The organism is Achromobacter sp. SX5, from assembly GCF_056711425.1.
The window spans coordinates 1,257,129-1,281,367 of record NZ_CM160041.1; the positions used below are offsets into that span (position 1 = coordinate 1,257,129).

21 protein-coding genes and 1 pseudogene are annotated in these 24,239 nt (G+C 70.4%); 15 read left to right on the forward strand and 7 right to left on the reverse strand.

Annotated features, from left to right (window positions below):
* Nucleotides 1-112: 112 nt before the first annotated feature.
* The 3 genes from tgt to AC1M14_RS05875 all read right to left on the reverse strand — a co-directional run bounded on the left by tgt (nucleotide 113) and on the right by AC1M14_RS05875 (nucleotide 3,235).
* Nucleotides 113-1,249 (reverse strand): tRNA guanosine(34) transglycosylase Tgt, encoded by a 1,137-nt coding sequence (tgt, locus tag AC1M14_RS05865; RefSeq protein WP_479731192.1) that lies wholly within the window; start codon nucleotides 1,247-1,249, stop codon nucleotides 113-115.
* Nucleotides 1,246-2,304, reverse strand: coding sequence for a tRNA preQ1(34) S-adenosylmethionine ribosyltransferase-isomerase QueA (gene queA, locus AC1M14_RS05870; protein ID WP_111825668.1), 1,059 nt, complete (start codon nucleotides 2,302-2,304; stop codon nucleotides 1,246-1,248). Before queA ends, tgt begins: the two co-directional genes overlap by 4 nt.
* A 115-nt stretch (nucleotides 2,305-2,419) precedes the next feature.
* A complete protein-coding gene (locus tag AC1M14_RS05875; RefSeq protein ID WP_102773700.1) occupies nucleotides 2,420-3,235 on the reverse strand; it encodes an IclR family transcriptional regulator in 816 nt (271 codons plus the stop codon).
* A gap of 83 nt (nucleotides 3,236-3,318) precedes the next feature.
* Between AC1M14_RS05875 and AC1M14_RS05880 the strand changes: the two genes are divergently transcribed.
* From AC1M14_RS05880 to upp, 4 genes are all read left to right on the forward strand, one after another.
* Nucleotides 3,319-4,317: an LLM class flavin-dependent oxidoreductase gene (locus AC1M14_RS05880; RefSeq protein ID WP_479731193.1), complete on the forward strand. Its 999-nt coding sequence runs from the start codon at nucleotides 3,319-3,321 to the stop codon at nucleotides 4,315-4,317.
* Nucleotides 4,318-4,401: 84 nt separating this feature from the next.
* Nucleotides 4,402-5,562, forward strand: coding sequence for an ABC transporter substrate-binding protein (locus AC1M14_RS05885; protein WP_111825666.1), 1,161 nt, complete (start codon nucleotides 4,402-4,404; stop codon nucleotides 5,560-5,562).
* Nucleotides 5,563-5,643: 81 nt separating this feature from the next.
* Nucleotides 5,644-7,092 (forward strand): D-alanyl-D-alanine carboxypeptidase/D-alanyl-D-alanine endopeptidase, encoded by a 1,449-nt coding sequence (gene dacB / locus AC1M14_RS05890; RefSeq protein ID WP_102773697.1) that lies wholly within the window; start codon nucleotides 5,644-5,646, stop codon nucleotides 7,090-7,092.
* A gap of 167 nt (nucleotides 7,093-7,259) precedes the next feature.
* A complete protein-coding gene (gene upp / locus AC1M14_RS05895; protein WP_102773696.1) occupies nucleotides 7,260-7,898 on the forward strand; it encodes a uracil phosphoribosyltransferase in 639 nt (212 codons plus the stop codon).
* A gap of 245 nt (nucleotides 7,899-8,143) precedes the next feature.
* Here the strand turns inward: upp and cysG are convergent, their stop codons facing one another.
* Both cysG and AC1M14_RS05905 read right to left on the reverse strand, forming a co-directional pair.
* Entirely contained in the window at nucleotides 8,144-9,559 is a 1,416-nt protein-coding gene (cysG, locus tag AC1M14_RS05900) for a siroheme synthase CysG (protein WP_102773695.1), read from the reverse strand.
* A 117-nt stretch (nucleotides 9,560-9,676) separates the two neighbouring features.
* The gene (locus AC1M14_RS05905; protein ID WP_102773694.1) at nucleotides 9,677-10,258 is read right to left on the reverse strand and encodes an ANTAR domain-containing response regulator; all 582 of its coding nucleotides are present in this window, start codon (nucleotides 10,256-10,258) and stop codon (nucleotides 9,677-9,679) included.
* Between the two features lie 337 nt (nucleotides 10,259-10,595).
* Here AC1M14_RS05905 and AC1M14_RS05910 point away from each other — a divergent pair, with 337 nt between their 5' ends.
* The 9 genes and pseudogenes from AC1M14_RS05910 (at nucleotide 10,596) to AC1M14_RS05950 (ending at nucleotide 19,649) form a co-directional block, all read left to right on the forward strand.
* Nucleotides 10,596-11,897 (forward strand): CmpA/NrtA family ABC transporter substrate-binding protein, encoded by a 1,302-nt coding sequence (locus AC1M14_RS05910; RefSeq protein WP_479731195.1) that lies wholly within the window; start codon nucleotides 10,596-10,598, stop codon nucleotides 11,895-11,897.
* 26 nt (nucleotides 11,898-11,923) lie between these two features.
* Nucleotides 11,924-12,754 carry a nitrate ABC transporter permease gene (ntrB, locus tag AC1M14_RS05915; RefSeq protein ID WP_479731196.1) on the forward strand — a complete coding sequence of 277 codons (831 nt, stop codon included), beginning with the start codon at nucleotides 11,924-11,926 and terminating at the stop codon, nucleotides 12,752-12,754.
* A 4-nt stretch (nucleotides 12,755-12,758) separates the two neighbouring features.
* Nucleotides 12,759-13,628 (forward strand): ABC transporter ATP-binding protein, encoded by an 870-nt coding sequence (locus AC1M14_RS05920; RefSeq protein ID WP_479731197.1) that lies wholly within the window; start codon nucleotides 12,759-12,761, stop codon nucleotides 13,626-13,628.
* 7 nt (nucleotides 13,629-13,635) lie between these two features.
* Nucleotides 13,636-14,850 (forward strand): annotated as a pseudogene (locus AC1M14_RS05925) (NAD(P)/FAD-dependent oxidoreductase); the annotation flags it as partial.
* A 9-nt stretch (nucleotides 14,851-14,859) separates the two neighbouring features.
* The gene (locus AC1M14_RS05930) at nucleotides 14,860-17,601 is read left to right on the forward strand and encodes a nitrate reductase (protein ID WP_479731198.1); all 2,742 of its coding nucleotides are present in this window, start codon (nucleotides 14,860-14,862) and stop codon (nucleotides 17,599-17,601) included.
* A gap of 69 nt (nucleotides 17,602-17,670) precedes the next feature.
* Nucleotides 17,671-18,396: a hypothetical protein gene (locus AC1M14_RS05935; RefSeq protein WP_479731790.1), complete on the forward strand. Its 726-nt coding sequence runs from the start codon at nucleotides 17,671-17,673 to the stop codon at nucleotides 18,394-18,396.
* An 84-nt stretch (nucleotides 18,397-18,480) separates the two neighbouring features.
* Nucleotides 18,481-18,798, forward strand: a complete 318-nt coding sequence (locus tag AC1M14_RS05940) for an ElaB/YgaM/YqjD family protein (RefSeq protein ID WP_043544379.1) — start codon at nucleotides 18,481-18,483, stop codon at nucleotides 18,796-18,798.
* Nucleotides 18,799-18,857: 59 nt separating this feature from the next.
* A complete protein-coding gene (locus tag AC1M14_RS05945) occupies nucleotides 18,858-19,277 on the forward strand; it encodes a phage holin family protein (protein WP_102773689.1) in 420 nt (139 codons plus the stop codon).
* Between the two features lie 3 nt (nucleotides 19,278-19,280).
* The gene (locus AC1M14_RS05950) at nucleotides 19,281-19,649 is read left to right on the forward strand and encodes a hypothetical protein (protein ID WP_102773688.1); all 369 of its coding nucleotides are present in this window, start codon (nucleotides 19,281-19,283) and stop codon (nucleotides 19,647-19,649) included.
* Between the two features lie 15 nt (nucleotides 19,650-19,664).
* Here AC1M14_RS05950 and ubiD read toward each other — a convergent pair whose 3' ends face one another.
* Nucleotides 19,665-21,209 carry a 4-hydroxy-3-polyprenylbenzoate decarboxylase gene (gene ubiD / locus AC1M14_RS05955; RefSeq protein ID WP_102773687.1) on the reverse strand — a complete coding sequence of 515 codons (1,545 nt, stop codon included), beginning with the start codon at nucleotides 21,207-21,209 and terminating at the stop codon, nucleotides 19,665-19,667.
* Nucleotides 21,210-21,290: 81 nt separating this feature from the next.
* Between ubiD and AC1M14_RS05960 the strand changes: the two genes are divergently transcribed.
* Nucleotides 21,291-22,109: a lytic transglycosylase domain-containing protein gene (locus tag AC1M14_RS05960; RefSeq protein ID WP_102773686.1), complete on the forward strand. Its 819-nt coding sequence runs from the start codon at nucleotides 21,291-21,293 to the stop codon at nucleotides 22,107-22,109.
* 36 nt (nucleotides 22,110-22,145) lie between these two features.
* On the opposite strand, the gene AC1M14_RS05965 is transcribed toward AC1M14_RS05960, so the two are convergent.
* Nucleotides 22,146-23,306 carry a pyridoxal phosphate-dependent aminotransferase gene (locus AC1M14_RS05965; RefSeq protein WP_479731199.1) on the reverse strand — a complete coding sequence of 387 codons (1,161 nt, stop codon included), beginning with the start codon at nucleotides 23,304-23,306 and terminating at the stop codon, nucleotides 22,146-22,148.
* A 43-nt stretch (nucleotides 23,307-23,349) separates the two neighbouring features.
* Between AC1M14_RS05965 and AC1M14_RS05970 the strand changes: the two genes are divergently transcribed.
* Nucleotides 23,350-24,234 (forward strand): FAD-binding protein, encoded by an 885-nt coding sequence (locus AC1M14_RS05970; RefSeq protein ID WP_479731200.1) that lies wholly within the window; start codon nucleotides 23,350-23,352, stop codon nucleotides 24,232-24,234.
* The last annotated feature ends 5 nt before the right edge of the window (nucleotides 24,235-24,239 follow it).

A 24,239-nucleotide genomic window follows, 5' to 3' on the forward strand; every position in this document is an offset into this window, starting at 1 on the left:
CGTTTAGTATGTTTGGAGGGTCATGTTTGTATTTTTCTGCACCCATCCCCGCGCGAGCCATGGATAGGGCAAGCCGACTATTGTATATAGGGGCCGGCGGCCTGTTCAAATTCTAATCCACCCCCCGCGCGCGGTCGGCGGCGAAGCGGGCGCGCCAGGCCTCGAAGCGGCCCTCGGCGATGGCCTCGCGCATCTCCTGCATGATGATCAGGTAGAAATGCAGGTTGTGCAGGGTGTTCAGGCGCGCGCCGGTGATTTCGTTGGCGCGCTGCAGGTGGTGCAGATAGGCGCGCGAGAAATTCGCGCAGGTGTGGCAGCCGCAGCTCGGGTCCAGCGGGCGGGTGTCGTCGCGGTACTTGGCGTTGCGGATCTTGACGTCGCCGTAGCGGGTGAACAGCCAGCCGTTGCGGGCGTTGCGGGTGGGCATGACGCAGTCGAACATGTCCACGCCGCGGGCCACGCCCTCGACCAGGTCTTCCGGCGTGCCCACGCCCATCAGGTAGCGCGGCGCGTGCTGCGGCAGCCGGGGCGTGACGTGCGCCAGGATGCGCATCATGTCTTCCTTGGGCTCGCCCACCGACAGGCCGCCGATGGCGTAGCCGTGAAAGCCGATATCCTGCAGCCCGGCCAGCGATTCGTCGCGCAGCGACTCGTACATGCCGCCCTGGACGATGCCGAACAGGGCGTTGGGGTTGCCCAGGCGGTCGAATTCGTCGCGCGAGCGGCGCGCCCAGCGCAGCGACATGCGCATCGAGCGGGCGGCTTCCTCGACGGTGGCGGGGCGGCCGTCGATTTCATAGGGCGTGCATTCGTCGAACACCATCACGATGTCCGAGTTCAGCGAACGCTGGATGCGCATGGACTCTTCGGGCGTCAGGAACAGGCGCGCGCCGTCGATGGGGGAGGCGAACTTGACGCCTTCCTCGGTGATTTTGCGCATGCCCTGCAGGCTGAACACCTGGAAGCCGCCCGAGTCGGTCAGGATGGGCTTGTCCCATTGCATGAAGCCGTGCAGGCCGCCGTGCTTTTCCATGATCTGCGTGCCGGGACGCAGCCACAGGTGGAAGGTGTTGCCCAGCACGATCTGGGAGCCGATCTCTTTCAGTTCGTGCGGCAGCATGGCCTTGACGCTGCCATAGGTGCCCACGGGCATGAAGATGGGCGTCTCGACCACGCCGTGGTTCAGCGTGATGCGGCCGCGGCGGGCGCCGCCGTCGGTGGCGAGCAGTTCGAAGTTCAGTCCGGTCATGGGGCAGGGGATTCGATGAACATGGCGTCGCCGTAGCTGAAGAAGCGGTAGCGCTCGGCGACGGCGTGGGCGTAGGCGCGGCGTATCGGTTCGACGCCGGCCAGCGCCGACACCAGCATCAGCAGGGTCGACTGGGGCAGGTGGAAGTTGGTGACCAGCGCGTCGATGACACGGTACTGGTATCCGGGCGTGATGAACAGGCGGGTGTCGCCCTGGGCGGGCGCCAGCGGCAGGCCGGGGGCGGCGCGGCCCTCGGTCTGGGCGGCGGCCGATTCCAGCGCGCGCACGCTGGTGGTGCCCACGGCGATGACGCGGCCGCCGCGGCCGCGGGCCGCGGCGATGGCGTCGACCGTGGCCTGCGGCACGGTGTACCACTCGGCATGCATGACGTGGTCGGCCAGGTTGTCGACCCGCACGGGCTGGAAGGTGCCCGCGCCCACGTGCAGCGTGACGAAGGCGCGCGCCACGCCCAGCGCCTGCAGGCGGTCCAGGGTGGGCTGGTCGAAATGCAGGCCGGCGGTGGGCGCGGCCACCGCGCCCGGTTCGCGCGCATAGACCGTCTGGTAGCGTTCGTCGTCGCCGGCGTCGGCCTGGTGCGTGATGTAGGGCGGCAGCGGCGTCGCGCCGTGGGCGTCCAGCAGTTCCAGCACCGGGCCGGGGAAGCGGATGTCGAACAGTTCGCCGTCCCGGCCCAGCACGGTGGCGTCGAAGGCCTCGGCCAGGCGCAGCACCATGCCGGCGCCGGGCGACTTGCTGGCGCGCACATGGGCCAGCACGCGGTCGGGCTCGGTGATGCGCTCGACCAGCACCTCGACCTTGCCGCCGGTGATCTTGTGGCCGGTCAGGCGCGCCTTGATGACGCGGGTGTCGTTGAAGACCAGCAGGTCGTCGGGGCGCAGCAGCGCGGCCAGGTCGGCGAACTGCCGGTCGTGCAGCTGGCCGGCGCGATCCAGGTGCAGCAGGCGGCTGCCGGTGCGCTCGGCGGCGGGCGTCTGGGCGATGAGCTCAGGCGGCAGGTCGTAATCGAAATCGGAAACGGTAAGGGACTGGGTCACGCGGGTATCCGCCCGGACAGGACGGCAGAAAAGGGCGGCCGTTGATGGCACGGACGGGCCGGGCAAGCCCGGCGCAACCCGGTATTGTAAAGCGGCCGCCGCGCGCGGGTTTTGTTCAGGGGGACGGATTCCAGCCCAGACGGCGCGAGCAGTCGGCCGCCGCCGCGACCAGGGCCCGCACCGGCAGGCCCTGCGGCGCCAGGTCGAAGCCGCCGTGCAGCCCCAGGCCGGTGATGGCGCCCGCCAGCCGGCCCTGGGCGTCCATGACCGGCACGGCGGCCGAATCGATGCCATGCAGCAGGTTGCCGCTGACGCTGGCGTAGCCGCGCTCGCGCGTGGCCTGCCATTGCCGGCGCAGCAGGGCGGCGGGGTCGGCCGGCGGTTCGGGCGCGTCCAGGGCGCGGGCGGCGTCGGCGTGCTGGGCCAGCAGCGCGTCCCATTCGGACAGCGCGCGCGGCAGGACCAGGGTTTCAGGCAGCCAGGCGGCGTAGACGCGGCCCGTGGCGCTGTTGAGCAGCGGCAGCACCGAACCCACCCGCACGTTGACGGTCACCGGCAGCCGCGCGTCGCGCCACTGCACGATGGTCGGGCCGTGCTGGCCCCACACCGAAATGAACACCGTCTGGCCGATGGCCGCGCTCAGGCCGTCCAGGCAGCCGGCCGCCAGCTTCACGAAATCCACTTCGGCCAGCGCCGCCAGGCCCGTATGCAGCGCCTGCGGGCCCAGCCGGTAGCGGGCGCTGGCGGGGTCCTGCTCGACGTAGCCGCGCCGCTCCAGCGAGACCAGATAACGGTGCACCTTGGCGCGCGGCATGTCCAGGCTGCGGCCCAGCTCCGACACCGACAGCGCACCGCCCAGCTCGGCCAGCCGGGTCAGCACGTCCAGCGCGATTTCGGCGGACTGGATGCCGGTACTGCTGTTTGTTGACATGGGGTCGTCGCTTATTAGAATACGTGTATCACTAAAAAATACATCAGCCGCAAGCGGCGGACAATCGCGGAGACAAGCCAGCCATGAAGATGTCCATCTTCTCGGTCCAGGACCACTATCCGTCCCAGCCGCGCACGCTGGGCCAGCTCTACAGCCAGGTGCTGGAGCAGGCGCGGCGCGCCGAACAGCTGGGCTACGACACCTTCTGGGTGGCCGAGCACCATTTCCACGAATACGGCGCGGTGCCCAACCCCGCCGTGTTCCTGGCGGCGCTGTCGCAGCAGACCAGCCGGCTGCGGCTGGGCACCGCCATCTCCATCCTGACCTTCCACAACCCGCTGACGGTGGCGGAAAACTATGCCCTGGTGGACCAGCTGTCGCAAGGGCGGCTGGCGCTGGGCGTGGGCTCGGGCTACCTGAAGCATGAGTTCGACGGCTACGGCATCGACCCCGCGACCAAGCGCGAGCGCTTCGACGAGAACCTGATGCTGGTCGAGCGGCTGCTGCACGGCGAACGCGTGACCCACGAGGGCAGGTTCAACACCCTGCACGAGGTGCGCCTGAACGTGCAGCCGGTGCAGGACCCGGTGCCGCTGTACGTGGCCATCCTGCGGCGCGAGGCCGCCTACCACGTGGGCCGCCAGGGCCGGCGCATGCTGTTCGTGCCCTACGCGGCGGTGGACGATTTCGAGGAAATCGGCCAGATGATGCAGGACTACCGCCGCGGGCTGGCCGAGGCCGGCATCGGGGACGCCGCCGGCATGGCGGCGGTCGCGCTGCATACGCACGTGGCCGCCACCGACGAGGAGGCGCGCCGGCGCGCCGCGCGCGCCTTCGACCTGTACGTGGATACCCGGCTGTACGCCCGCAAGCAGGTCTACGACGACATCATCGCCAGCGGCCTGTCGCTGTTCGGCTCCCCGGCCACCGTGGCCGCCAAGCTGGCGCGGCTGGCCGACATGGGCCTGGACCACGTGCTCGGCCTGCACAACTTCGGGCTGATGCCGCAGGACCTGGTGCTGGACTCCATGCAGCGCCTGATGGAGCAGGCCATGCCGCTTGCGGGCGTGCGCGCCGCCTGACCGCCGTTTCACGCCGTAGCGGATCGGCGCCATGCATAACCAGACATCCGCCCACCGACGTACGTCCACCACTGGAGACCGCGCATGATTCCCCGCCATACCCTGACCGCCGCCGCGCTGGCGGCCCTGCTGGCCCTAGGCGCGTCGCCCGCGCTGGCCCAGGTGAAGATAGGTGCCACCCTGTCGACCACCGGCCCGCAGGCTTCGCTGGGCATTCCCGAACGCAACACCATCAGCCTGCTGCCCGCCGAGATCGGCGGCGTCAAGGTCGAGTACGTGGTGCTGGACGACGCCTCCGACACCACCCGCGCGGTCAGCAATTCGCACAAGCTGATCTCGGAGAACAAGGTGGACCTGATCGTCGGGTCCAGCACCACGCCCAACACGATGGCCATGCTGGACACGGTGGCCAGCGGCGCCACGCCGGTGATCACGCTGGCCTCGTCGGCGCGCCTGATCGAGCCGGTCGACGACAAGCGGCGCTGGGTGTTCAAGACCCCGCACTCCGATTCGCTGATGGCCGAGGGCATCGCGCGCCACGCGGCCGCCAACGGCGTGAAGAAGCTGGCCTTCATCGGCTTCAACAATGCGCTGGGCGAGACCTTCTGGGTGGAGGTCGAGAAGGCGGCCAAGAAGCATGGCATCGAAGTGGTGGGCAAGGAGAGCTTCGCGCCCACCGACACTTCGGCCGTGGCCCAGACGCTCAAGCTGGTCGGCGCGGCGCCGGACGCGGTGGTGGTGGGGGCCTCGGGCACGCCCGCCGCCATGCCGGCCCGGGCGCTGCGCGAGCGCGGCTACCAGGGCAGGATCTACTTCAACCACGGCGTGGCCAACAACGATTTCCTGCGCGTCTGCGGCGCCGCCTGCGACGGCGCCTGGGTGCCGGTCGGCCCGGTGATGGTGGCGGACCTGCTGCCCGACGACAACCCGGTCAAGGCCACGGCCAGCGCCTTCGCCCGGAAATACGAGGCCGCCAACGGCGCGGGCAGCGTCTCGCTGTTCGCCGCCTATGCCTGGGACGTCGGCCTGCTGTTGCAGCAGGCGATTCCGGTGGCGCTGAAGCAGGCCAAGCCCGGCACGGCCGAATTCCGGGCGGCGCTGCGCGACGCGCTGGAGAACGTCAGGAACCTGCCCACCGCGACCGGCGTGGTCACGATGAGCCCGACCGACCATAACGGCCTGGACGAACGCGCGCTGGTGATGGCGACCATCGCCGCCGGCAAATGGAAGCTTGAAAAGAAGTAGCGGCCGTCGCGCCGCGCCCGCAAGCCCTGCCGATTTTGTATGCTCTCGTTTTTGCTGGATGAGCAACCGGACGGGCGTGGCATGACGGGACTAGGGTACAAGCGTAGGGGCGGGCTGAAGCGGTGGCTGGCGGGAGGGCTGCTGGCCCTCGCCGCGGGCGCCGCCTGCGCCCAGGTTCCCGGCCTGCCGGCCGACGTGGTCCGCGCCTGGAAAGCCACCAAGCTGCCCGACAGTTCCCTGTCGCTGGTGGTCCAGGAAGTGAACGGTCCGCGCCTGGCGGCCCTGAACGCCAAGGAAGCGCGCAATCCGGCCTCGGTCATGAAGCTGGTGACGACCTGGGCCGCGCTGTCCGAGCTGGGGCCGAACTACGTCTGGCGCACCGAATTCATGACGGCGCCCGGCGCGCGGCCCGACGCCAAGGGCGCGCTGGCCGGCCCCCTGTACCTGAAGGCCGGCGGCGATCCGCAGTTCCTGCTGCAGGACCTGTGGGTGCTGCTGCGCGAGCTGCGCCTGAAGGGCGTCAAGCAGATCAACGACCTGGTCATAGACCGCAGCATCTTCGGCCAGGTCGCGACCGACCCCGGCGCTTTCGACGGCGCTCCGGACCGCGCCTACAACGCCAGCCCGGACGCCCTGATGGTGGGCTTCGGCGCGCTGCGCCTGCTGTTCACGCCTGATCCGGTGGCCAACAAGTGGGTGCCGCTGATCGATCCGCCGCTGCCGGGCCTGAAGATCGAGGGCCGCGTCGAATGGAGCGACGTGCGCTGCCCCGGCCCGCCGGTGGTGACCACCGATCCGGTGATCACCCAGCAGGGCGTGACCATCCGCGTCAACGGCAAGGTGGCCGGCTCCTGCGGCGAATTCAGCCTGTACCGGCTGGCGCTGTCGCAGCCGGACTACGCCACCGAAGTGTTCCGCATGCTGTGGAAGGAGCTGGGCGGCACGTTCAAGGGCCAGGTGCGCGCCGGTGTGGTGCCGCCCGACGCGGTGGTGCTGGCCTCGCACGATTCGCCCACGCTGTCCGAGGCGATCCGCCAGATCAACAAGCGCAGCAATAACGTCATGGCCCGCACCCTGCTGCTGACGCTGGGCGCCGAGCGCGGCCGGCGGCCGGCCACCGTGCCCAGCAGCGAGGCCGTGGCCAAGGACCTGCTGGCCAGGCAGGGCCTGGACATGCCGGAACTCGTCATCGACAACGGCGCCGGCCTGTCGCGCGAGGCCCGGGTCTCGGCCGACAGCCTGGCCTCGATGCTGACCCTGGCCTGGAGTTCTCCCCTGATGCCGGAGTACATTTCGTCTTTCGCGATCGCCGGGGTGGACGGCACCGTGCGCCGCCGCCTCAAGGGCAACGGCGCCCAGGGCATGGCCCACCTCAAGACCGGGTCGCTGCGCGACGTGCGCGCGATCGCCGGCTACGTGCTGGGCGCCAGCGGCAAGCGCTACGTGGTGGTCAGCATCGTCAACCACGAGCAGGCCGGCGCCGTGCGTGCCTTCGACGACGCGCTGATCGCCTGGCTCGCCGAACAATAGCGAACGGTGCCCCGGGGCCTGTACAGAGAAAAAGGAACTTCGCACCGGCCCCAAACCCGATTACGATCCCCGGAAGCGGCTCGACGCGGGCGGCGCGCAGCGCCGCGCTGCCGCGGTTGCGTCCGGGGCGACCAACCCCTTGATCAATATTCTGGAGTGTTACGCACATGCCCGTGCACGAAATCCGCCATCCGCTGATCCGCCACAAGCTCGGGATCATGCGCCGCGCCGACCTCAGCACCAAGAGCTTCCGCGAGTTGTCCCAGGAAGTCGGCGCGCTGCTGACCTATGAGGCGTCCAAGGACCTGCCGCTGGCCCCGGCCACCGTCGAGGGCTGGTGCGGCCCGGTCGAGGTGGAGAAGATCGCCGGCAAGAAAGTGACCGTGGTGCCGATCCTGCGCGCGGGCATCGGCATGCTGGACGGCGTGCTCAGCCTGATTCCGGGCGCCAAGGTCAGCGTGGTGGGCGTGGCCCGCAACGAAGAGACGCTGGAGGCCCACACCTATCTGGAGCGCCTGGTCGGCGAACTGGACCAGCGCCTGGCGCTGATCGTCGACCCGATGCTGGCCACCGGCGGCTCGATGGTGGCCGCGATCGACCTCCTCAAGCGCGCCGGCTGTAAGGAAATCCGCGCCCTGGTGCTGGTGGCCGCCCCGGTCGGCATCGACACCGTGCTGGCCAAGCACCCCGACGTGCACATCTACACCGCGTCCATCGACGACGGCCTGAACGAAAACGGCTACATCATGCCGGGCCTGGGCGACGCCGGCGACCGGATCTTCGGCACCACGCAGAAGACGGAATAGGCGGGCGGGGTGATGGGTGCCGCGCGTTGGACGGCGGGGTTTTTACGCGAACCGTCTCGCGCTTTACCCATCCTACGATGGTTGCGGAATGCCCGGCATGCCCGGGATGGCCGCAACGCGCGGGATGACCCAATGCGCGCGATCACGCATCGGGTAGGATGGGTAAAGCGCGAACCGGTTCGCGCAAGCAATCAACCGTCGAACGCGCGACACCCATCAGGCGGCGCCAGCCGCCAATCCCCCCTTCAAGCCGCCATCCTCTCCAGATTCCCCTCGACATACTCCCCGAACCACCGCAGCCGCGGCGCCAGCCCCGCGACCTCGCCCACCAGCAGCAGGGCAGGCGAACGTATCGCGTGTTCGGCGGCCAGGGCCGGCAGCCGTTGCAGCGTGCCCGACAGCACCCGCTGCCCGGGCCGGCTGCCGTTTTCGATCAGCGCGAACGGCGTGTCCGGCGCGCGGCCGTGGCGCAGCAGGCGCTGCGTCAGCAGGTCCAGCTGGCCCACGCCCATATAGAACGCCACGGTCTGCCTTTCCTGCGCCAGCGCGGCCCAGTCCAGGTTGTCCTCGTCCTCGCGGCAGTGCGCGGTGACCAGGCGCACCGACTGGGCATGGTCGCGGTGCGTCAGCGGGATGCCGGCGTAGGCCGCACAGGCCAGCGCGGCGGTAATGCCCGGCACCACCTCGTAGCGCACGCCGTGCGCGCGCAGGTATTCCAGTTCCTCGCCGCCGCGGCCGAAGATGAAGGCGTCGCCGCCCTTGAGCCGCACCACGCGCCGCCCGGCGCGCGCGTGCTCGACCAGCAGCGCGTGGATGCGCGCCTGCGTGGCGTGGTGGTCTTCGCCCGGCTGCTTGCCGACCGCCACGCGTTCGGCGTCGCGTCGCGCCAGCGACATGACCTCGTCGCTGACCAGGCGGTCGTACAGGATGACGTCGGCCTCGTTCAGCGCGCGCAAGGCCTTCAGCGTCAGCAGCCCGGGGTCGCCGGGGCCGGCGCCGACCAGCGCCACGCTGCCGGCGGCCGGCGCGATCGGGGCCGCCAGCGCCGCGGTCAGCGCCGCCTCGGCCTGCACCGGCTGTTGCTGGCGCAGCAGGCCGGCCACCGGGCCGTCCAGCAGCCAGTCATAGAAGCGGCGGCGCGCGCCCAGGTCCGGATGGCTGGCGCGGATGGGCTTGCGGTAGCGGGCTGCCAGCGCGGCCAGCTGGCCCAGCGTGTGGTCGAACAGGGATTCGATGCGTTCGCGCAGCCGCCGGGCCAGCACCGGCGCCACGCCCGAGGACGAAATCGCCACGATCAGCGGCGAACGGTCGACGATGGACGGCACCTGGAACGACGACAGTTCCGGGTCGTCCACCACGTTGCAGAACAGGCGCCGCTCGCCGGCGGCCTGCGACACCGCGGCGTTGGCCTCGCGGTCGTCGGTGGCGGCGACCGTCAGCCAGGCGTCGTCCAGCCAGGCCGGGTCGAAGCGGCCGGCGAGATGGCGGATGCGGCCTTCGGCCGCCAGCGCCGCCAGGGCCGGGGTCAGTTCCGGCGCGCCCACGACCACGTCGGCCGAGGCCTCCAGCAGCGCCAGCGTCTTGCGCTCGGCCACCGCGCCGCCGCCCACCACGACGACCCGCCTGTCTTTCAGATCGGCAAAAATCGGGAAAAGCTTCATGAATGCCCGCCTCGGGCGAACCCGGGTAAATGTCTTTCGATCATAGGGACGGGGTTTCATCCCCACAACTTTTGATTTCTTCATTCCATATAGCCATAACTTATTAGCTCGCCGCGCCTAGGCGCGATTGAGCCACTGGCTCATCTCCACGATTTCGCGGGCGGCCTCGCCCAGCCGTTTCTGGTTCTGCATGGCGTACTCGCGCAGCAGGCGGTGGGCCTGGTCTTCCGGGACCGCGCGGGCCTTCATCAGAATGCCCTTGGCCTTTTCCACCACCTGGCGCTCGGCCAGGCGCTCGCGCGTCTCGCGCAGCTCGTCGCGGCGCGACTTTTCCATGGCGAAGCGTTCGATGGCCACGGTCAGCAAGGGCTCGATGCGCGCCGCTGGCACCTCGCCCACCACATAGGCCGCGACGCCGGCGCGCAGGGCCGCGCGTATGGTTGCGCGGTCGCCGTCGCCGGTGAACATCACCACCGGGCGGTCGCTGTGCTCGCTGGCCACGCAGACGTCCTCTAGCGTGTCGCGGCCGGGCGCATCGCTGTCGATCAGCACCACGTCCGGCGCCGCGCGGGCGATGCGGGCGGCGAGATCCATGCCGGTCGCCGCTTCCGCCACCACGCGCACGCCCGCCGCGGCCAGCACCTGCCGCAGCGACGCCGCGCGTCCTTCGCCATCGTTGAGCAGCATGACCTTGAGCATGACGCTTCCTCCTGATGGAGACGGTCATGCAAGTTCCATGCCATCGCGTCCCGCCCTGGGCGCGCCCGGCGAGGGGGCGGCGTCCGCACAGGAATGGTGCGGCGCCGCATCGGACTGCGCACCAAGTCGGTTCGCGCCGCGGCGTCCGGCGGCGCGCGCCCTGCGCGGCAGGGTCTTTTCGCGATTGGCACGGTCTTTGCTTGAGTGAAAACGGGCGGCCAACGGCGGCTGCCCACGCAAAGCGCCGCGATCCGCGGCAAGGGACAACGACGTTCCGCATCGCCACCGGCCTGGTCGCCGTGGCGCGCGGGACGTTTTTTTTCGCCAGGAGCCACGCATGAAGCCAACCATCGCCAGCCATTCCACCGACACCGCGGCCCGCGCAGACGCCGGCGCCGACCTGGGGCGCCGCAAGTGGCTGGGCGGCACGGCGCGCGCGGTCGCCGGCGCCGGCCTGCTGTCGCTGGTCGATCCGCTGGTGCGCGCCGGCGCCTGGGCCGCCGGCACCGACGCGCCCGAGAAAACCGAGGTGAAGATCGGCTTCATCCCGCTGACCGACTGCGCGTCGGTGGTGATGGCCTCGGTGCTGGGCATCGACAAGAAATACGGCGTCACCATCCAGCCGTCGAAGGAAGCCTCCTGGGCGGCGGTGCGCGACAAGCTCATGAACGGCGAGCTGGACATGGCGCACGTGCTCTACGGCCTGGTCTACGGAGTGCACGTGGGCATAGGCGGGCCGCGCAAGGACATGGCGGTGCTGATGGGCCTGAGCCAGAACGGCCAGGCGATCACGCTGTCGAACAAGCTGCTGGAGGCAGGCGCGCGCGACGGCGAATCGCTGGCCCGGCTGATGGCTTCCGAGAAGCGCACCTACTCCTACGCGCACACCTTTCCCACCGGCACGCACGCCATGTGGCTGTACTACTGGCTGGCGGCCTACGGCGTCGATCCGATGAAGGACGCCAGGGTCATCACGGTGCCGCCGCCGCAGATGGTCGCGAACATGCGCGTGGGCAATATGGACGGCTACTGCGTGGGCGAACCCTGGGGCGCGCGCGCCATCCAGGACCGCATCGGCTTCACCGCGGTCACCTCGCAGGCCATCTGGCCCGAGCACCCCGAGAAGGTGCTGGGCGCCAGCGCGGACTTCGTCGCGCGCCATCCGAATACGGCGCGCGCGGTCACCGCCGCCATACTCGAAGCCGGCAAATGGATAGACGCCTCGCCCGCCAACCGCCAGAAGACCGCCGAGACCATCGCCGCCAAGTCCTACGTCAACACCGACGCCGCGACCATCGTGGACCGCATGCAGGGCCGTTACGACGACGGCGCGGGCAAGCGCTGGACCGACGATCACGCCATGCGCTTCTACGCCGACGGTTCGGCCAATTTCCCCTACCTGAGCGACGGCATGTGGTTCCTGACCCAGCACAAGCGCTGGGGGCTGCTGAAGGAACATCCCGATTACCTGGCGGTGGCCCGCCAGGTCAACCGCATCGATATCTACAAGCAGGCCGCGCAGGCCGCCGGCGCGGCGCTGCCGGCCGGCGAGATGCGCAGCTCCAGGCTCATCGACGGCGTGGCCTGGGATGGCAGCAACCCCGCGGCCTACGCCGACGGGTTCAAGGTCCGCGCCTGAGCGCCGATACGAAAAAAGGAGTGGCCATGTCCACCTTGACGAATGTGTCCGGCGGCGGCGAAGCCGCCATCCTGTGGCGCGTGCGCCTGGAGTCCGCGCTGCGCGCCATCGTGGGGCCGGCGGCCGGCTTCGCGCTGTTCGTGCTGCTGTGGCAGGCGGTGGCGATGCGCATACCGGAAATCCCCACGCCGGGCGCCACCTGGCATTCGGCCGTGCAGCTGTTCGCCGATCCGTTCTACGACAACGGGCCCAATGACCGCGGCATCGGCTGGAACGTGCTGGCCTCGCTGCAGCGCGTGGCCATCGGCTTCGGGCTGGCCGCGCTGGTCGGCATACCCGCCGGCTTCGTCATCGGCCGCTACGCGGCGGTGCGCGCGATGTTCTCGCCCATCGTCAGCCTGCTGCGCCCGGTCTCGCCGCTGGCCTGGCTGCCGCTGGGGCTGCTGCTCTTCAAGGCGGCCGACCCGGCCGCCATCTGGGCGATCTTCATCTGTTCGATCTGGCCCATGATCGTCAACACCGCGGCCGGCGTGGCGCGGGTGCCGCAGGACTACCTGAACGTGGCGCGGGTCCTGAACCTGTCCGAATGGAAGGTCATCACCAAGGTGCTGCTGCCGGCCGTGCTGCCGCACGTGCTGACCGGCGTGCGGCTGTCCATCGGCACCGCCTGGCTGGTGATCGTGGCCGCCGAAATGCTGACCGGCGGCACCGGCATCGGCTTCTGGCTGTGGGACGAATGGAACAACCTGAAGGTCGACCACATCGTCATCGCGATCTTCGTGATCGGCATCGTCGGGCTGCTGCTGGAGACCATGCTGATCGCGCTGGCGCGCCGCTACACCTACACCGAGGAATGAGGCCATGAAGAAATTCGTACGCATCGAAGGCGTCGGGCAGACGTTCAACACCGGCCGCGGCCCGTTCGTGGCGCTGCGCGACATCGACCTTACCGTGGCGCAGGGCGAATTCATCACCCTGATCGGCCATTCCGGCTGCGGCAAGTCGACCCTGCTGAACCTGATCGCGGGCCTGACGCGCCCGACCCGCGGCGTGCTGCTGTGTGCGGAACGCGAGATCGCCGGTCCCGGGCCGGACCGCGCCGTGGTGTTCCAGAACCATTCGCTGCTGCCTTGGCTGAACTGCTTCCAGAACGTGTATCTGGCGGTGGAGCGGGTGTACGGCGGCGTCGAGAAACGCCCGCAGCTGGCGCAGCGCACGCGGGCCGCGCTGGACCTGGTGGGGCTGCTGCCCGCGCAGAACAAGCTGCCGCGCGAAATCTCCGGCGGCATGAAGCAGCGCGTGGGCATCGCGCGGGCGCTGGCGATCGAGCCGCGCGTGCTGCTGATGGACGAACCCTTCGGCGCGCTGGACGCGCTGACCCGCGCGCACCTGCAGGACGAGCTGCTGAAGATCGTGGCCCAGACGCGCACCACCACCATCATGGTCACGCACGACGTGGACGAGGCGGTGCTGCTGTCGGACCGCATCGTGATGCTGACCAACGGCCCCGCCGCGACCATCGGCGACATCCTGCCCGTGCCCCTGGCGCGGCCGCGCGACCGGGTCGGGCTGGCCAACGACGCCGTCTATCTGCAATGCCGCGCCGCCGTGGTGGACTTCCTGCACCGGCGCTACGGCAATCCGGAGCGCGCGCCGGCCGCCGCGCAGGCGGACGCGGCCGCTGCCCCGGTCGCGCTGGAGGAGGCCGGCGCCGCGCGCGCCGCGGCCTAGCGGCATCATGGGAGCGAAACAGAAACTGGTGGTGGTGGGCAACGGCATGGCGGGCATACGCACGCTCGAAGAACTGCTGAAGCTGGCGCCCGACCTGTACGACATCACGGTGTACGGCGCCGAGCCCTACACCAACTACAACCGCATCCTGCTCTCGCCCGTGCTGGCCGGCGAACAAAGCCTGCAGGACATCGTGCTGAACGACGAGGACTGGTACGCGCGCCACGGCATCCGCCTGCTGATGGGGCGCAAGGTGGTGGAGGTGGACCGCGCGCGCCGCCGGGTGCTGGACGACGAGGGCGGCTGCGCGCCCTACGACCGGCTGCTGCTGGCCACCGGCTCGACGCCTTACATGCCGCCGGTGCCGGGCAAGGATCTCCGGGGCGTGGTCGCCTTTCGCGGGATCGGCGACGTGAACGAGATGATCGACGCTTCCGCGCGCTACCGGCACGCGGTCGTGGTCGGCGGCGGACTGCTGGGCCTGGAGGCCGCGAACGGCCTGGCCGCGCGCGGCATGGATGTGTCGGTGGTGCACCTGGGCGCGTCGCTGCTGGACCGGCAGCTGGACGGCGCGGCCGCGGCGCTGCTGCGCGCCAGCCTGGAGGCTCGCGGGTTGAAATTCCTGCTGCGGCGCCAGACCCAGGCCATCCTGGGCGGCGCGGACGGGCGCGTGCGCGCGCTGCGTTTCGCCGACGGCGAGGAGATCCCGGCGGACCTGGTCGTGATGGCGGCCGGCGTCAGGCCGAACACCGAGCTGGCCGAGCGCTGCGGCCTGTACGTGAACCGCGGCGTGGTGGTCAGCGACACCTTGCAGACCTACGATCCGCGCGTCTACGCGGTGGGCGAATGCGCCAACCATCGGGGCACGGCCTACGGGCTGGTGGCGCCGCTGTTCGAGCAGGCCCGGGTGGCGGCCAATCATCTGGCGCTGCACGGCATCGGCCGTTACCAGGGCAGCGTCGCGTCGGCCAAACTCAAGGTCAGCGGCATCGAGCTGTTCTCCGCCGGCGAATTCGCCGGCGGCGGGCAGACCGAAGCCATCACGCTGGCCGACTCGCTGGACGGCGTCTACAAGAAGCTGGTCATCCGCGGCGACAGGCTGGTGGGCGTCTGCCTGTACGGCGACACCGCCGACGGCGCCTGGTACTTGCGGCTGATCCGGGAAGGGCGGGGCATAGGCGCGCTGCGCGACCGGCTCATGGGCGGCGAAAGCGCGGCGGGCGGGTAGCGCATGGACACGATCATGATCCGGCCCGCCGCGGCCGATGGCGTCGCCGAAGTGCCGTCGGTGTGCTGCTATTGCGGCACCGGCTGCGGCGTGCGCGTGCAGGTGCGGGACGGCGCCGTGGTGGGCGTGCGGGGCGACGACGCGCATCCCGCCAACCGCGGCAGGCTGTGCAGCAAGGGACTGGCGCTGGCCGACACGGTGCGGCGCGACGGCGCGCGCGTGCTGTCGGCGCAATGGCGCGCGGCCCGCGGCCAGCCGCTGGCCGACATCGCATTGGACCAGGCCCTGGACATCGCGGCCGGGCGGCTGGCCGACTGCGTCGCGCGCCACGGTCCCGACTCGGTGGGCTTTTATCTGTCGGGCCAGCTGCTGACCGAGGACTATGCGGTCTTCAACAAGCTGGCGCGGGCGCTGGTCGGCACCAACAATATCGACACCAATTCGCGCCTGTGCATGTCGAGCGCGGTGTCGGGCTACAAGCGCACCCTGGGCGCCGACGCGCCGCCGGCCTGCTATGAAGACCTGGAGCTGGCGGACACGGTGCTGATCGCCGGCTCCAACATGGCCTACGCCCACCCGGTGCTGTTCCGGCGGCTGGAGGCGGCGCGCGCGCGCCGTCCCGGCATGAAGCTGATCGTGGCCGATCCGCGGCGCACCGATACCGCGGCCTGCGCCGACCTGCACCTGCAGCTGGCGCCCGGCACCGACGTGGCGCTGTTCCACGCCATGCTGCACGTCATGGTGAACGAGGACCTGATCGACCGCGGCTACATCCGCCGCCACACCGAGGGCTTCGAGGCGCTGCGGGAGCGGGTGCGATCCTGCACGCCGGCGGCCGCGCAGGAGATCTGCGGCGTGCCGGCGGCCGACATCGCGCAGGCGGCGCGCTGGTTCGGCCAGGCCGGGGCGGCGCTGTCGCTCTACACCATGGGCCTGAACCAGTCGACCAGCGGCACCGACAAGAATGCCGCGCTGATCCATCTGCACCTGGCCACCGGCCAGATCGGCAGGCCGGGAGCCGGACCGTTTTCGCTGACCGGCCAGCCCAACGCCATGGGCGGGCGCGAGGCCGGCGGCATGGCGACGCTGCTGCCGGGGCACCGCGATCCGGCCTCGGCCGGGGACCGCCGCGAGACGGCCGCGCTGTGGGGCGTGGACGCCTTGCCGCAGGCGCCGGGCGCAACCGCGCTGGAGATGTTCGACGCCGCGCTGGACGGACGCATCAAGCTGCTGTGGATCGCGGCCACCAATCCCGCGCAGTCGCTGCCGGACCAGGCCCGCGTGCGCGCGGCGCTGGAGCGCGCGGAATTCGTGATCGTGCAGGAAGCGTACGCGGGCACCGAGACCCTGGCTTATGCCGACCTGGTGCTGCCGGCGGCCACCTGGCCGGAGAAGTCCGGCACGGTGACCAATTCGGAGCGGCGCATCAGCCGGGTGCGCGCGGCCGTCCCGCCGCCCGGAGACGCCCGGCCCGACTGGCGGCTGGCGCAGGCCGTCGCGCAGCGCCTGGCCGCCAGGCGGGCGCCGGGCAAGGCGGCGCTGTTCGGCTACCGCGACGAGGCCGAGGTCTTCGCCGAGCACGCCCGCATGACGGCCGGCCGAGACCTGGACTACAGCGCGCTGGACTACGCCGCGCTGGAAGCCGGCGGGCCGCAGCAATGGCCGTACCGGCAGGGGCGGGGCGCGGCGCGCCTGTATGGCGACGGCGTGTACGCCACGCCCGGCGGGCGGGCCCGCTTCATCGACCTGGCGTATCGGCCCACGGCCGAAGCCGCCAGCCCGGCGTTTCCGCTGCAGCTGACCACCGGGCGGCTGCGCGACCACTGGCACACGATGGCGCGCACCTCGCTGGCGCGCGCGCTGACGCGGCACGTCGAGGAACCCTGGGTGTCGCTGCATCCCGAGGACATGCGGCGCCTGGGCCTGGAGCCCGGCGCGCTGGCCAGGCTGACGTCGCGCCGGGGCAGCGTGGTCGCGCCGGCGCAGCCGGACGAGGGCTTGAGGCCGGGCTGCGCGTTCCTGCCGATGCACTGGGGCAGCGCGTTCATGGCGGGCCTGGGCGTGAACGCGCTGACCAATCCGGCGGCCGATCCGCTGTCGCGCCAGCCCGAACTCAAGCACTGCGCCGTGTCGGCCGAACCCGCCGGCCTGCCATGGCAGGCGGCGGCGTGGCTGCAGGGCGACGCCGCCGCGCTGCGGCTGCGCCTGGCGCCGTGGCTGCGCCGATTCGACTACGCCGTGGCGCTGCCGGCGGGCGCGGGCGGCGTGCGCCTGCGGCTGGCCGCGCCCGCCGCGCCGCCGTCCGCCATGCTGGACGCCCTGGCGGACGCGCTGGATCTGCGCCGGCCCGACGTGGCCTTCGACGATCCGGCGCGCGGCCTGATGCGGCGGGTCAGGGTGGAGCAGGGCGCCCTGCGCGGCTTTCTGCTGACCGGCGATCTGCGGGCCCAGGAAGCGCTGCTGTCATGGGCCGCCGGCGGCGAGGCGCCGCGCGGCGTGGCGGCGCTGCTGACCGGCCGCATCGCCGGCGCGGCGCGCTCGCGCACCGTGTGCGTGTGCAATGGCGTAAGCGTAGCGGCCATCCAGGCCGGCATCGGGCAGGGCTGCGACCTGGCCGCGCTGAAATCCGGACTGGGCTGCGGCACGGGCTGCGGTTCGTGCGTGCCCGAGATCCTGGCCATGATGGCCCGCGCCGCGCCGCCGCCGACACGTTCCGACATACGCCCCGGGACGAACCCGGTGTAGTATCGAGCCACCCCTACGCCGCAGGTCCGGCGGACGGTTTTTTACGGATTCATGGAGTGGCTTGTGACGATGCGGAAAATGGCATCCTTTGTTTTCGCGGCGGGCGCGCTGGCGGCGGCGCAGGCGACGCAGGCCGGCGTGTGCGACGCGCAGTTCATGCACGACGGCGGCGCGGTGCAGCTGACCGGCACGGGCAACCTGGCGCTGGGCGCCGACCTCAATTTCGCCGAAGTCTCCAAGACCAACGGCGACAACTGCCGCGCGCGGGTGCGCGGCGTGGCCACGTTCAGCTACGCCGGCCTGCCGCCGGGCAAGTCCAGGCTCGATTACCTGATGACCGTCAAGAGCGGGCAGGCCACCTTCGTGCGCTACGCCACCGCCGGCGAAGCGCCGCGGCCGTCCGAGGGCCAGTTCGACCTGCGCATGCTGGGCCTGTTCGCCTACGACGGCCAGCTCAGCCCGGGCCAGAAGCTGCCCGGCTCCTCGTTTCGCCTGAAGATCGGCAAGGAGGCGCCGGTGGGCGGCCAGCCCACCACCACGGTGCGCATCGGCGAAAAAACAGTGGGCAAAAAGACGGCCCTGGACACCGCCCTGGGCAAGCAGTCCTGCCATCCGATCACCTACAGCCGCGACACCACCCCCACCATGGCCACCTTCCAGGGCCTCACCCTGCCCATTCCCGGCATGAACACCACCGTGACGGACTGGTACTGTCCGGCCGTCAATCTGGTAATGAAACAGGACATCGACCAGGGCGGCGTGAAGTCGGCCGTTGAGATTACGCAGATCAAGTAGCACACCGTAGCAAGCGCGCCGCGCCGCGGCGATGGCGGCTGGTATTATGTTTGCGTCATGGACACACAACAGGAGCTCAAGAAAATGGCCACGAGAAAATCCGAAGACGTCGCAAAAGAAAAACTCATCGACAGTGTCAAGTCCAGCCTCAACGACGCCGAAAGCCTGCTGCGCGAAGCCGCCAGCAGCACGGGCGACAAGGCCAACGAACTGCGCGACCGCGCGCTGACTTCGCTCAAGCGCACGCGCGAGGCCCTGTACGAGGCCCAGGACGCCGTGCTCGAACGGGGCCGCAAGGCTGCCCGCGCGACCGACGACTACGTGCATGACAATCCCTGGCAAGCCATCGGCATCGCAGGCGTGACTGGCCTGCTGCTCGGCTTGCTGATCAGCCGCCGCTGACGGGGCCGGGCATCCGGGCGGGCGACGCCAGCCGTCTGCCGCCCGGCGTCCATCACGCCATGGGTCTGCGTAAATCTGTATTTGGCGTCGCGTCCAGCCTGGTCGGGCTGCTGCGCACGCGCCTGGAACTCCTGGCCCTGGAGGCCTCGGACGAAAAGGCGCGCTTGCTCAAGCTGCTGGGCATGGCGTTTGCTGCCTTGCTCTTCCTGACGCTGGCGGTGCTGGTCTTTACCGTCACGGTGGCGGTGGCCTTCTGGCCCACCGAAGACCGTTATCTGGCCCTGGGCCTGCTGGCGGCCTTCTACGGCATCGTCGGCGTGGTGCTGCTGCTGATGGTCCGGCACGGGCTGGTTTACGGCGCGCCGCCGTTCTCCGCCACGCTCGAAGAGCTGGGGCGCGACGCGGAGCTGCTCGACCGCATCCGCGACGCGCAGGACGAAGACGAAGCGCCGCAGGCGCCCCGCCGCGAGGAGGCCTGAGCGATGGCGAAAAGATCTCCTTCCGTCGACCGCGCCGTGCGCATCGAACTGCTGCGCGCCCGCGCCGCGATCGAGCGCGAATCGCTGGCGCAAAGCATCGCGTCCGCGGGCCGCAGGCTGGAGCCGTCCGCGCTTCTGCGCGGCCTGCTGCCCAGCCTGGCCTCCAGCAGCGCATCGCGCTGGGCGCTGCAGGCGATCAGCCTGGCGCGCCGCTATCCTCTCGTCAGTTCCTCGCTCTCGGCCATGGTCATGCGCGGGGGCAAGCGTTCCAGGCTCTTGAAGATCGCCGGCGGCGCGTTCGTCGGCTGGCAGCTGTTCAAGGCCTGGCGCGGCGCCCGCCAGGACGGCGGGCGCGACGGCGAACCGCGCTGAGCCGGGCGGCCCGGCCTACAGGCCGAGCTGGCCCCACAGCGCATCCACGCGCTGCTTGACGTCGGCGTCCATCGTGATGGGCGTGCCCCATTCGCGCTGGGTTTCGCCCGGCCATTTATTGGTGGCGTCCATGCCCATCTTGCCGCCCAGGCCGGACACCGGCGAGGCGAAATCCAGATAGTCGATGGGCGTGTTCTCCACCAGCAGGGTGTCGCGCACCGGGTCCATGCGCGTGGTCATCGCCCACACCACTTCCTTCCAGTCGCGCGGGTTGATGTCCTCGTCCACCACGACGATGAACTTGGTGTACATGAACTGCCGCAGAATGCTCCACAGGCCGAACATCACGCGCTTGGCGTGGCCGGCATACTGCTTGCGGATGGACACCACCGCCAGGCGGTAGCTGCAGCCCTCGGGCGGCAGGTAGAAGTCCACGATCTCCGGCAGCTGGCGGCGCAGCAGCGGCACGAACACCTCGTTGAGCGCCACGCCCAGCACGGCGGGCTCGTCCGGCGGCTTGCCGGTATAGGTGGAGTGGTAGATGGGATTGCGCCGCATCGTGATCCGCTCCACCGTGAAGACGGGGAACCAGTCCTGCTCGTTGTAGTAGCCGGTGTGGTCGCCGTAGGGGCCTTCCAGCGCCATCTCGTAGTCGGTGTTGGCCGGCGGATTGACGCCCTCGGGCACCCGGGGCGCGACGGCGCGCGGGTCCGACGAGGGCAGCAGGTGGCCTTCCAGCACGATCTCGGCCCAGGCCGGCACCGACAGGTTGCTGCCCAGCGCCTGCGCCGTTTCGGTGCGCGAGCCGCGCAGCAGGCCGGCGAACTGGTATTCGGACAGGCTGTCCGGCACCGGCGTGACCGCGCCCAGCGTGGTGGCGGGGTCCGCGCCCAGGGCGACGGCGACCGGGAAGGGCGTGCCGGGATGGGCCAGGGCGTGGTCGCGGAAATCCAGCGCGCCGCCGCGATGCGACAGCCAGCGCATGATCAGCTTGTTGGGGCCGAGCAGCTGCTGGCGGTAGATGCCCAGGTTCTGGCGGCGCGCGTTCGGGCCGCGCGTGATCACCAGGCCCCAGGTCAGCAGCGGCGCCACGTCGCCCGGCCAGCAGGTCTGGATCGGCAGGCGGGTCAGGTCCACGTCCTTGCCTTCCCAGACGATCTCCTGGCAGGCGGGGCTCTTGACGTTCTTGGGGCTCATGTCCCATAGCGCCGATTTCAGCATCGACACCTTGGCCAGCGCGTCGCGCAGACCGCGGGGCGCTTCGGGCTCGCGCAGCGATGCCAGCAGCTCGCCGATGTCGCGCAGCGCGCTGACGTCGTCGGCGCCCATGCCGCGGGCCACGCGGGCCGGCGTGCCGAACAGGTTGGTCAGCACCGGCATCTGCGCCGGACGGCCGTCGTGCATGGCGTTTTCGAACAGCAGGGCGGGGCCTTCGGCCCGCAGCACGCGGTCGGAAATCTCGGTCATTTCCAGCCGGGTGGACACCGGCGGGGCGATGCGTTTGAGCTCGCCCATGCGTTCGAGTTGAGCGAGGAAGTCTCTAAGGTCGCGGTATTTCACTACAGATCCCGGCGATTTGGTTACATTTTGGAGAGAAAGAGAGGTTAACATTGACTCCCTCTTTTTTACGCAGGAGGTTATATGCCCGATGCGTCAGTGGCCTCGCTCTTCAGGAGCATGGCCCAAGGAGTGCACCAATATCTTGCCGAATCGCTGCGCATCTGCTCCGTCTACCTGGGCATCGCGGTGATCGTGACGGTAAGCATGGGATTCGCCCTGCCTGGATTGCGCGACCAGGCATTGCAGGTGCACAAAGCCTTGTTGACCGCCCTAGCGCCCACGTCCATGCAAGCCGGCACCGATCTCGATACGGGTTCCGAACTCGGCACGGACATGTCGTCGGCCATCGCCATGGCCATCCCCGACGCGCCCGCCAGCAACGCCACCGGCATGCTGGGGCCGGCGCGTGTCGCTCCGCCGCCGGTGAAGCCGGTCGCCAGCATCGCGAGCGGCCCGCAGGCCGAAGCCTTGCGCAACTATATCTCGCGCAAGTACAAGGTCGCGTATGACGCGACCGGCCCGCTGCTGAACACGGTATACAAGGTCAGCCGCGAAAAGAAGCTGGACCCGCTGCTGGTGCTGGCCGTGATCGCCATCGAGTCCCGCTACAACCCGCTGGCCGAAAGCCACGTGGGCGCCCAGGGCCTGATGCAGGTGATGACCAGCGTGCACCAGGACAAGTTCGACGCCGTCGGCAAGAACCCGCTGGACCCGGCCGCCAACATCGGCGTGGGCACCACGATCCTGCGCGATTGCATCAACCGCCGCGGATCGGTGGACGGCGGCCTGGCCTGTTACGTGGGCGCTACGGGGCCGGACGACAACGGCTACGGCGCCAAGGTGCAGGCCGAACGGCGCCGCCTGGCGCTGGCCTCGGGCATCGCGCTGGCGCGCGACTGAGCGCCCGAAAACGGCGGCCCCAGCCGCCGCCGCCCCTCACCCCTGCAGCAACCGCCCCATTCGGGCCACCGCCTCTTCCAGGCGGTCCAGTCCCGTGGCATAGGAAAAGCGCATGGTGTGCCCGCCGTGGGCCGGGCCGAAGTCCAGCCCGGGCACGGCGGCCACGCCGGCCTCCAGCAGCAGGCGCTGCGAGAACGCGGCGCTGTCCATGCCCAGGTTGGAGATGTCGGCATAAATATAGAAGGCGCCGTCCGGCTTGACCGGCACCTGGATGCCCAGGCGCTCGAATTCCGGCAGCAGGTAGTCGCGGCGCTGCCTGAACGCCTCGCGGCGGTGCTCGAAGGTTTTCATCGCGCCCGGCGTGAAGCAGGCCAGCGCGGCATGCTGGGCCAGCGTGGGCGCGCAGATCGCCAGGCTGGCGGCGATCTTCTCCACCGGCGCCACCATGTCCTGCGGCACGATCATCCAGCCCAGGCGCCAGCCGGTCATGTGGAAATACTTCGAGAAGCTGTTGATGACGATGACGTCGTCGTCCAGCGTCAGCGCCGAACGCGGCTGGCCCTCGTAGGACAGGCCCAGGTAGATCTCGTCGACGATGGCGAAGCCGTCGCGCGCGCGGACCTGCGCCAGCAGCTCGGCCAGTTCGCCGTGGGCGATGGAGGTGCCGGTGGGGTTGCTGGGCGAAGCGATCAGCACGCCCTGGGTGGCCGGCGTCCAGTTGTCGGCCACGTCCTGGGCCGACAGCTGGAAACGCTTCTGCGCCGTGCTGGAAATCAGCCGCGGCACGCCGCCGGCGGCCAGCACGAAATTGCTGTTGGCGGGGTAGGAGGGGTCGGGCATCAGCACTTCGCCGCCGCCGTTGACCAGGGCCGCGCAGGCCAGCGTCAGCGCGCCCGAGGCGCCCGCGGTGACGATGACGCGCGACGGATCGATGCTGGCGCCGAACTGTTCGTGGTAGAACCGGGCGATGGCTTCGCGCAGCGGGGTCAGGCCGGCCGAGGGACTGTAGCCGCTGAGCCCGGCGCGGGCCGCGCGTTCCAGCGCTTCCACGACCTGGGGCGGCGCGGTAAAGTCCGGTTCGCCGATGCCCAGGCTGATAATGTCCTTGCCGGCCGCCTGCAGCGCTTGCGCCTGCTTGAAAAGCTCCATTACCTGGAAGGTCAGGAAATCGTGGGTGCGGGCGGCAAGGCGGGGCATGGGATTCTCGAAGGCGTCTCGTAGCAAAAAAGGAATTGTAGTCATGCAGCCATCGCGCCGCGCTTTCCTCCTGGGCCGACGTCCGGCCCAGAGCCCCTGGGCGGCATTCCTGCAGCGCCTGGGGCTGCTGTGCCAGGGCGCCGTGCGCGACCTGGGCGAGAGCGGCGAGGCCGGCCCGCGGGCCGTTTTGATCCCGGCGCGCGAGGCCGACGTGGCGCACGCCCGCGCCCTGTGCGCCGAGTACCGCGTCACGCTGGCGCTGGAAGGGGCCGAAGGCCCGTTCGAAACCCATTACGGGCCGTTGCTGCGGGTGGACCCGTCGGCCCTGACGGAATTGCTGCGCCTGCCCGGCGAGCCCGCGCGCTGGCATGCCCGGCCCGGGGTGCCGCTGGCCGCGCTGGCGCGCGCCGGGCTGCGCCAGTTCGCCGGGCTGCCGGGCGAGTTGACGCTGGCCGCCTGGCTGGCCGCGCCGGCGCGCTGGGAGGCCGGGCGCTGCGCCGGTTCGGGCGTGCTGGCGGTGGACGTGATGCTGGCCGATGGGGTGGAGGAAACGCTGGGGGCCTTCGGCGAGGCCGACGTGCAGCCGCTGCGTTCCGCCACCGTGCAGCGCCTGGTGCCGTCGCTGTTCCAGCTGGCCTCGGGCGGGGACGCCTTCGCCACGCGCGACGGCGAACGCTGGCTGGGACGCTACCGCCTGGACGCGCTCAAGCCCGAGGCGCCGGCCACCGTCAACCTGGGGCAGCTGCTGCTGGGCCACGGCGGCACGCTGGCGTGGGTGTCTGGCGTCACGCTGGCCGACGCGCCGCCGGCGCCGCAACTGCCGCCGCCGGCCGAGCCGCCCGGGCTGGCCACGACCCGGCTGGATTCGCGGGTGAAGGCGCTGTTCGATCCGGACGGCCGTTTCCCCTTGTTGTCGGCGCCGCAATAGCGACA